Annotated in this window: 3 protein-coding genes; 1 reads left to right on the top strand and 2 read right to left on the bottom strand. The window is 26.6% G+C overall.

Annotation, left to right across the window (positions count from 1 at the left end):
- The coding region (locus ACVC2P_RS14405) for a hypothetical protein (protein ID WP_452599155.1) at positions 1 to 447 on the bottom strand (447 nt) is incomplete at its 3' end.
- 287 nt (positions 448 to 734) lie between these two features.
- Between ACVC2P_RS14405 and ACVC2P_RS14400 the strand changes: the two genes are divergently transcribed.
- A complete protein-coding gene (locus ACVC2P_RS14400) occupies positions 735 to 1,091 on the top strand; it encodes a lipocalin family protein (protein WP_452599154.1) in 357 nt (118 codons plus the stop codon).
- A 2-nt stretch (positions 1,092 to 1,093) separates the two neighbouring features.
- Here the strand turns inward: ACVC2P_RS14400 and rlmH are convergent, their stop codons facing one another.
- Entirely contained in the window at positions 1,094 to 1,567 is a 474-nt protein-coding gene (gene rlmH, locus ACVC2P_RS14395; protein ID WP_452599153.1) for a 23S rRNA (pseudouridine(1915)-N(3))-methyltransferase RlmH, read from the bottom strand.
- Between the last annotated feature and the right edge of the window lie 58 nt (positions 1,568 to 1,625).

Here is a 1,625-nt window from a genome sequence, read left to right as displayed (position 1 = left end):
ATTCAATGCTGCATTAAAAACATTAATTCTTGTAGTACTGTCTATATTAAATTTACTAATCCAATAACCATATCCAGCAGTTACTATAGCTTTTAAAAGCTTGTTGTTTGTGTTTTCTATTTGCCGGTAAGCATTATTCATTGCAATATAGCTATTGCGATTTATACTTAAATTACCATACGCATAAGACTCTAAAAGGTTTAAAACTATTTTTTGATCTGTAGAAATATCATTCTTATCATTATAGAACGAAATATATTCTAAAACTTTTTTTGGATTGGTTTCTAAATCACTACATAGATTAAAAAATAACTCCTTAATATTTTCTTCCTCATTAATTATTATGTCTTCTAAATAAAAGTTTTCACAATTTATCTTATTCTGAGAAACTAAACCTATAGAAAATAAAAGAAATATTACACAGAAAAAGTTAGGTGCTTTATTCATGAATAGTAAAAATAGTTGTAATTAATAATGGACTAATTTAGTGTTTGGTAAGTTGGTTGATAATATACAAAACTTAAACACTAAAGCGAAAATTAAAGTTATTAAAACACTTAAAAATAAATTGCATAGAGCTAAAAATACCACTGAAGAGTCCAGGGAAATAGAAGTTCTATTATAAAAAAATACTTGACATAAAAAGAAAAGTAAATAATTGTAACATTATATAAAAAAAGGCACTTATAGTTTATAATACAATACACTATAAGTACATAACCTAAAATAAGCACATGAAAAAAGTAATCTTACTAGCCACAATTTTATCATTTATATCTTGTAATAATGCAGAACAATACAAAAAACTAAAAGGTGAGTGGGTTTGTTCTAGTTGGACTAATGTTACTACAGGAAGCGATAATTGTAATAACAATGTTTATTTTAAATTTAATGAAGATAAAACCTATGCTTCAAAAATAGGAGGTAATGATACTACCGGAGAATATAAAATAATGAATGACCGATTGTACTGTACACCAAAAGGAAAATTAGAAATAGCAGTAGAAATGAAAACCTTTACTACAGATACTTTAGAGTTGGTAATGAGTCGTTCTGGAAATAAAGAATTACTAACTTTGGTAAGGAAATAGATTTATCTATGGTGATAAGGCTCATTTCGTAAAATAGTGAAGCCTCGATACAATTGTTCAATAATAAATAAACGTACCATTTGGTGAGAAAATGTCATTTTAGATAAGGAGATTTTACCTTGTGCTTTATTATACACATCTTGAGAAAACCCATAAGGGCCACCAATAACAAAAACAAGTTGTTTTATACCAGAATTCATGTGTTTCTGTAAATAATTAGAAAAGCCAACTGAGTCCATTTGTTTTCCGTTTTCATCCAAAAGCATTAAAACATCCGTATTACTTAATTTTTTTAAAATAAGCTCGCCTTCTTTTTGTTTTTGTTGCGCTTCACTTAAGTTTTTAACATTTTTTATATCTGGAATAATATCAAAAGAAAATTTAATATAGAAACTTAAACGTTTCTGGTAATCTTCAATTAAAGTGAGTAATTGCTTATTGTCGGTTTTGCCTATGGCAATAAGTTTTATAGTCATTTTTAGAAGCAATGTTTTTTGTGATGAAAAGAACTTGTTTTTTTAAATAGGCCATAAC

It is taken from the genome of Pontimicrobium sp. MEBiC01747 (genome assembly GCF_053601635.1).
Note: the sequence above shows the minus strand (reverse complement) of the source record. Positions and strands in the feature narration are given on the sequence as shown.